Annotated in this window: 6 protein-coding genes (1 of these 6 cut by a window edge); 1 reads left to right on the plus strand and 5 read right to left on the minus strand. The window is 62.1% G+C overall.

Going from position 1 to position 7,218, the window contains the following annotated elements; genetic code table 11:
- Window positions 1-35: 35 nt before the first annotated feature.
- The gene (locus tag EOC06_RS16020) at window positions 36-779 is read right to left on the minus strand and encodes a creatininase family protein (RefSeq protein WP_128308221.1); all 744 of its coding nucleotides are present in this window, start codon (window positions 777-779) and stop codon (window positions 36-38) included.
- A 3-nt stretch (window positions 780-782) separates the two neighbouring features.
- A complete protein-coding gene (locus EOC06_RS16025; RefSeq protein ID WP_128308222.1) occupies window positions 783-1,349 on the minus strand; it encodes an SIS domain-containing protein in 567 nt (188 codons plus the stop codon).
- A gap of 178 nt (window positions 1,350-1,527) precedes the next feature.
- Here EOC06_RS16025 and EOC06_RS16030 point away from each other — a divergent pair, with 178 nt between their 5' ends.
- Window positions 1,528-2,550, plus strand: coding sequence for an aldo/keto reductase (locus tag EOC06_RS16030; protein WP_128308223.1), 1,023 nt, complete (start codon window positions 1,528-1,530; stop codon window positions 2,548-2,550).
- Window positions 2,551-2,695: 145 nt separating this feature from the next.
- On the opposite strand, the gene hupB is transcribed toward EOC06_RS16030, so the two are convergent.
- The 3 genes from hupB to clpX form a co-directional block, all read right to left on the minus strand.
- Window positions 2,696-2,968, minus strand: coding sequence for a DNA-binding protein HupB (hupB, locus tag EOC06_RS16035; protein ID WP_127268007.1), 273 nt, complete (start codon window positions 2,966-2,968; stop codon window positions 2,696-2,698).
- Window positions 2,969-3,266: 298 nt separating this feature from the next.
- Window positions 3,267-5,678 (minus strand): endopeptidase La, encoded by a 2,412-nt coding sequence (gene lon / locus EOC06_RS16040; RefSeq protein WP_127810676.1) that lies wholly within the window; start codon window positions 5,676-5,678, stop codon window positions 3,267-3,269.
- A 308-nt stretch (window positions 5,679-5,986) separates the two neighbouring features.
- A protein-coding gene (gene clpX, locus EOC06_RS16045; protein ID WP_128308224.1) for an ATP-dependent Clp protease ATP-binding subunit ClpX crosses the window boundary here: on the minus strand, window positions 5,987-7,218 show its 3' portion. Its footprint extends 31 nt past the window's final position; the window shows 1,232 of its 1,263 coding nt (coding positions 32-1,263); the start codon falls outside the window, past its right edge; it ends in the stop codon at window positions 5,987-5,989.

Below are 7,218 nucleotides of genomic sequence, written 5' to 3' on the forward strand. Positions count from 1 at the left end.
CTTCTCACCCCACAGGGGGAGAAGGAAGAACCGCGCTAGCCGCTCAATATCTCCCGCAGATGATCAAGGATCATCGCCACGCCCTTCTGCCCGAGTTCTGCCGATGCCTCCTTGGCGCTCGCCGTATACCAGCTGGTATTGTCGGCAAAGCGGTCGGCATCGACAGCCTCCGGGCATAGCGCCAGCATCAGCGAGGTCTCGCCGATGCCGGCATGATCGAACGGGTACTTGCCGTTCATGTCAGCCGACATCAGCGGATGCACTTGCACCCAGTTGAAGAAATTTTCACCCGCGGCGTGCCCGGAATAGTAGTCGGCCATCGCCTGAGAGCCCCACCAGCCCTCGCCGCGCTCCTTTTCGAGGAAGCGGAAGATCGCCTGGCGGCCGGCGGTCTTGAACGCCAGATCGGTCGGCATGCCGGCGGCAAAGTTCTCGGTCTGGTGGTGGATGATGGCGTGGATGTTGCGAAAGCCGATGCGCAGCAGGCTGTAGAACAGCTCCTCGCCGAACGGCGCCAGCGCATTGCCGCCGACCTGCACCGAGCCGCTGCCTTCCGGGGGCGCCACCGCATAACTCGCAGCACCGTAGTAGAAGGGCGGCAGGATGACGACGTCCTTCTCCTTTTCGAACAGCTCCAGCGTCTTGACGACGGCCAGCGTGTCCATGCCGACGGCCATGTGCTCGCCATGGTATTCGAGCACGCCGAGCGGCAGAGCGACCGGCCAATTCTCGGCGATCGCCCTGCGGATCTGGTGTGGCAGCATCAGTTCGTAGCGCATGATCTATTCCATGTTGGTGTGGCGGGCGCGCATGGCTTCGGGCGACGCCCCGATCAATTCCCTGAGTTTCAGCACCATCACCTCGAACAGCAGGAACAGCGCGCCTTCGAAAACCGAGCCCATGGGCAGCACCGATGTCTTCTGCGCCCCCTGATCGTTGGCCATGGTCTGCGCGGGAATGAGCAGGGTGAAGTCGGCAAGCCTTGCCGCGCTGCCTTCGGCCTGGGCGGTCAGCAGGAGGTTGGTCGCGTAGGCATCGTGCGCGACCTGCATCAGGGTCAGCACGGTCGAGGTCTCTCCCGGCCCGGAACTGACCAGGAAGACATCGCCCTGCCCCAGCGGCGGTGTGTTCATGTCGCCGACCACGGACACCGGCAGGCCCAAATGATAGAGCCGCATGGCAAAACCCTTGACCTGCAAGGCCTCGCGGCCGCAGCCATAGACGACGATCTGTCGCGCGCCGGCCAGCATTTTGCAGGCGGCGTCGATCCGGCTTTCGTCGATGCGTGCCAGCACGCCGCCGAGCTCCTCAAGCGCGATCTCGAACAGGCTTTTGCTCTTGTCGCTCACCGCGATCCTGCCATCAAAAATCACCCCTGGGATTTGCCGCCATTGCTGCCACGAACAGCTTGATTTCGTTCATGCTAGCAACCGCGAAAATGCGTGTCCAACGCGCAGCGATGCTTTTGCCTGATCACAGGCGTGATAGTGTCATGTCAGACAAATCAGGCGAGGCAAGCAGCAGCATATGAAGACACGGCATTTCGACCGCATCGGCAATGGCGGCATCAGTTTCACCGAGCTCGGCTTCGGCGCGGCGCCGCTCGGCAACCTCTACCGTGCCGTCTCCGACGAGGACGCCAACGCCACGCTGGAGGCCGCGTGGGCGACCGGCTGCCGCTACTACGACACCGCGCCGCTTTATGGACTCGGCCTCTCGGAAACGCGGCTCAACCCGTTCCTGCGCGGCAAGAAGCGCGACGACTATGTGCTGTCGAGCAAGGTCGGCCGCATCATGCGCGCCTGCCCGCCCGAAGAGCGCACCGGCATCGGCAAGTTCTTCGACACGCCGTCACGCCGCGAGGTGTACGACTACAGCTATGACGGTGTCATGCGCTCGTTCGAAGCCTCGCTTGAGCGCCTCGGCGTCGACCGGATCGACATCCTCTTCGTCCACGATGTCGACATCTTCACGCATGGCAGCAAGGAAGCCTCCGACCGGCGCATCGAGGAGTTCATGCGCTCGGGCTATTACGGCTTGCTTTCGCTGCGCGACCAGGGCGTGATCAAGGCGTTCGGTGGCGGCATCAACGAGTGGCAGGTCGCGCAGACGCTGGCCGAGCGCGGCGACTTCGACCTGTTCCTGCTGGCCGGACGCTATACGCTCCTGGAACAGGAGGCGCTGACGTCCTTCCTGCCGCTCTGCCAGGCACGCGGCATCGGCATCGTTCTCGGCGGCCCCTACAACTCCGGCATCCTGGCGACCGGACCGAAGCCCGGCGCCTACTACAACTACTCGGAAGCGCCGAAGGACATACTCGATCGGGTCGCCGGGATCGAAAACGTCTGCAAGCGTCATGGTGTCAGGCTGATCGAGGCCGCCCTGCAATTCCCGCTGCTGCACCCCTCGGTCGTCTCGGTGGTCCCCGGTGGCCAGCGGCCGAGCGAAGTCGAGAGCAATCGCTCGCTGCTCGATGCGAAACTGCCCCCAGCGCTTTGGGCCGATCTCAAGAAGGAAGGTCTTATGCGCACCGAGGCGCCGACCGCGTAAGCCGGCCGCCGTCGCGTCAGCGTCGGGCACAAAAATGAAAAGCCGGGCAAGCCCGGCTTTTCTGGTCGCATGTACCCGCGTAGGGCGCCAAAATGAAAAGCCGGGCAAGCCCGGCTTTTCTGAGGTCTCTGAAAAGAAAAAACGCTTAGTTGACTGCGTCCTTGAGGCCTTTGCCGGCCGAGAACTTCGGCACGGTGCGCGCCGGGATCTTCACTTCGGCGCCGGTCTGAGGATTGCGGCCGGTCGACGCCGCACGCTTTGACACGGAGAAATTGCCAAAGCCGACAAGCCGGACATCGCCGCCCTTCTTCAGTTCGCCGGTGATCACGGAAAATACCGCATCGACCGCCGACTGCGCGTCACCCTTCGAAATGCTCGCGGCGTCGGCGACAGCGGACACCAGTTCGTTCTTGTTCATAAAAATTCCCTTCCATGAGAACACCGGAACTATCGACTCATCCGGCAGGAAACGGACTTTAGAAAGAAGCGCTCCCGCAACCAAGTCGAAAAGGCAGGAAAAAAGCGGAAAAAGCCCGGAAATGCTGGGTTTTTCACATGAAAAAGCCGGGCTCTAGGCCCGGCTCTCCGTTTGTGCGCTGCAACCTTGACGAAAACCAACGCATAGCCTCGAAAACCGTAGCCGGTTTTCGGAAAGGGCCATGCGCAAGTCCGAGCGTTAGAGCGTCCTTTGTGCGTCCAGATGGACGCCCGGCGCTCTAATGCGCCAGGGACTTTCCAGCGTCGTCGGCACTGTCTGTCGAGGCCGGCGGATTGACCGGTTCGACCCATTCGATCGGCTCCGGCATACGCACCAGCGCGTGGCGCAACACCTCGCCGACACGTGAGACCGGAATGATCTCCATGCCGTTCTTCACGTTGTCCGGGATCTCCGCCAGATCCTTGGCATTGTCTTCCGGGATCAGCACCTTCTTGATGCCGCCGCGCAGCGCGGCGAGCAGCTTCTCCTTGAGCCCGCCGATCGGCAAGATGCGGCCGCGAAGCGTTATCTCACCGGTCATCGCCACATCCGCCCGGACCGGAATACCCGTCAGTACCGACACAATGGCTGTCGCCATGGCAGCACCCGCAGACGGGCCGTCCTTCGGCGTGGCGCCTTCCGGCAAGTGCACGTGGATGTCGCGCTTGTCGAACAGCGGCGGCTCGATGCCGAAATCGACGGCGCGCGAGCGGACATACGAGGCCGCCGCCGAAATCGATTCCTTCATCACGTCGCGCAGGTTGCCGGTCACCGTCATGCGGCCCTTGCCGGGCATCATGACGCCTTCGACCGTCAGCAGTTCGCCGCCGACTTCCGTCCAGGCAAGACCTGTAACGACACCGACCTGATCGTCAGCCTCGACCTGGCCGAAGCGGTAGCGCTGCACACCAAGGTAATCGGAGAGGTTCTCCGCCGTGATGCTCACCGTCTTCTTCTTCGTCTTCAGGATCTCGGTCACCGCCTTGCGCCCGAGCTTCATCAGCTCGCGCTCCAGGCTCCTGACGCCCGCTTCGCGGGTGTAGGTCTGGACGATGGCGCGGATCGCGTCCTCACCGACGGAAAACTCCTTCGGCTGCAGCGCGTGATCGCGGATCACCTTCGGCATCAGGTGCCGCTTGGCGATCTCGATCTTCTCGTCCTCGGTGTAGCCGGCGATACGGATGATCTCCATGCGGTCCATCAAGGGCGCCGGGATGTTCAGCGTGTTCGCCGTCGTCACAAACATGACGCTCGACAGGTCGTATTCGACCTCGAGGTAATGGTCCATGAACGTCGAGTTCTGTTCCGGATCGAGGACCTCAAGCAACGCCGATGACGGATCGCCACGGAAGTCCTGGCCCATCTTGTCGATCTCGTCGAGCAGGAAGAGCGGGTTGGACTTCTTGGCCTTCTTCATCGACTGGATGACCTTGCCGGGCATCGAGCCGATATAGGTGCGCCGGTGACCACGGATCTCGGCCTCGTCACGCACGCCGCCAAGCGCCATGCGGATGAATTCGCGACCAGTCGCCTTGGCGATCGACTTGCCGAGCGAGGTCTTGCCGACGCCGGGAGGGCCGACGAGGCACAGGATCGGCCCCTTCAGCTTCTTCTGGCGGCTTTGCACGGCGAGATACTCGACAATGCGCTCCTTGACCTTGTCGAGGCCGAAATGATCAGTGTCGAGCACGTTCTGCGCGAACGCCAGGTCCTGCTTGACCTTGGAGTTCTTGCCCCACGGGATCGACAGGATCCAGTCGAGGTAGTTGCGCACGACGGTCGATTCAGCCGACATCGGCGACATCGTCCGGAGCTTCTTCAACTCGGCTTCCGCCTTTTCGCGGGCCTCCTTGGAGAGCTTGGTCTTCTTGATGCGCGCCTCGATCTCGGCGGCCTCGTCGCGGCCGTCCTCGCCCTCGCCGAGCTCCTTCTGGATCGCCTTCATCTGCTCGTTGAGGTAGTATTCGCGCTGCGTCTTCTCCATCTGGCGCTTGACGCGCGAGCGGATGCGCTTCTCCACCTGCAGGACGGAGATTTCGGCTTCCATGAAGCCCATAGCCTTTTCCAGCCGCTCCTTGACCGAGAGCGTGGCCAGCATTTCCTGCTTCTCAGGGATTTTGATGGCGAGATGCGAGGCGACCGTGTCGGCGAGCTTGGAATAGTCGTCGATCTGGCTGGCTGCACCCACCACTTCGGGCGAGATCTTCTTGTTCAGCTTGACGTAGTTCTCGAAGTCGGTGACGACCGAACGCGCCAGCGCCTCAACCTCGACCTCTTCCTCGTCCGGCTCGACCAGCGCCGCGGCGCGGGCCTCGTGGAAGTCGGGACGGTCGGTGAACGAGACGATTTTCGCACGCGAAGCGCCTTCGACCAGAACCTTGACGGTGCCGTCGGGCAGCTTGAGCAATTGCAGCACATTGGCGAGCGTGCCGATGTCGAAGATGGCATCGGGCTCGGGATCGTCGTCGGCGGCATTCATCTGGGTGGCAAGCAGGATCTGCTTTTCCTGACCCATCACCTCTTCCAGCGCCTTGATCGACTTCTCACGCCCGACGAAGAGCGGCACGATCATGTGCGGGAACACCACGATGTCGCGCAGTGGGAGAACTGCGAAGACGCCGTCGCTGGGTGCCTTGGATACTTTGGCCATTGTCCAACCTTTCATGTCGCGGCCGCCAATCAGCCAACCGCGAATCTTATATTAACGACCGGGGATCGTTCCGCCTACCACCGTTTATGACGGGAGTTTTACAGCACAGAAATCGGGCACCTCGGCCTTCTCCAGTTAGTTGGATGCACGACCCCCAAAGATCAAGGGGCGTGTCCAAATCCGCACTTCCAACCCGTCCGCGAGTGACACATTTGCGACGCCAAGCCGTACGCCGCGCAAAAGCCCTGTGTGACAGCAAAACGGCGCCTTGCGGCGCCGTTTCAGAATTTCGCTGCGGGCTCATCATGTCAGGCGCTGACATTGCCCTTCTTTTCCTTCTGCTCGGAGTAGATGTAGAGCGGCCGGGCACTGCCGGTCACCACCTCCTCCGAAATCACCACTTCGCGCACGCCTTCGAGCGCGGGAAGCTCGAACATCGTGTCGAGCAGGATCGCCTCCATGATCGAACGCAGGCCGCGCGCGCCGGTCTTGCGCTCGATGGCGCGCTTGGCGATCGCCGAAAGAGCGTTCTCGTGGAAGGTCAGATCGACATTCTCCATTTCGAACAGCCGCTGATACTGCTTGACCAGCGCGTTCTTCGGCTCGGTCAGGATCTGGATCAGCGCCGGTTCGTCGAGGTCTTCCAGCGTCGCCAGGACCGGCAGACGGCCGACAAATTCGGGGATAAGACCGAACTTCAACAGATCCTCGGGCTCGACCAGGCGGAAGACATCGCCAGTGCGGCGATCCTCCGGCGAAGCGACGACCGCGCCGAAGCCGATCGAGGTCTTGCGGCCGCGATCAGAGATGATCTTGTCCAGCCCGGCGAAGGCGCCGCCGCAGATGAACAGGATGTTGGCTGTGTCGACCTGCAGGAACTCCTGCTGCGGGTGCTTCCTGCCGCCCTGCGGCGGCACGGAGGCGACGGTGCCTTCCATGATCTTCAGAAGCGCCTGCTGCACGCCCTCGCCCGACACGTCGCGGGTGATCGAGGGATTGTCCGACTTGCGCGAAATCTTGTCGATCTCGTCGATGTAGACGATGCCGCGCTGGGCCCGCTCGACATTGTAGTCGGCCGATTGCAACAGCTTCAGGATGATGTTCTCGACGTCCTCGCCGACATAGCCGGCTTCGGTCAGCGTCGTCGCGTCAGCCATGGTGAAGGGCACGTCGATGATGCGGGCCAGCGTCTGCGCGAGCAGCGTCTTGCCGCAACCGGTCGGGCCGATCAAAAGGATGTTGGACTTCGCCAGTTCGACATCGTTGTTCTTGCCGGCATGCGCGAGGCGCTTGTAGTGATTGTGGACCGCCACCGACAGCACGCGCTTGGCGTAGGGCTGACCGATGACATAATCGTCGAGAACCTTGAGGATCTCCTGCGGTGTCGGCACGCCTTCGCGCGACTTCACCATCGAGGTCTTGTTCTCTTCACGGATGATGTCCATGCAGAGTTCGACGCACTCGTCGCAGATGAAGACCGTCGGACCGGCGATCAGCTTGCGCACTTCGTGCTGGCTTTTGCCGCAAAACGAGCAGTAAA

It is taken from the genome of Mesorhizobium sp. M7A.F.Ca.MR.362.00.0.0, assembly GCF_004023175.1.
Taxonomy (GTDB): Bacteria; Pseudomonadota; Alphaproteobacteria; order Rhizobiales; family Rhizobiaceae; genus Mesorhizobium.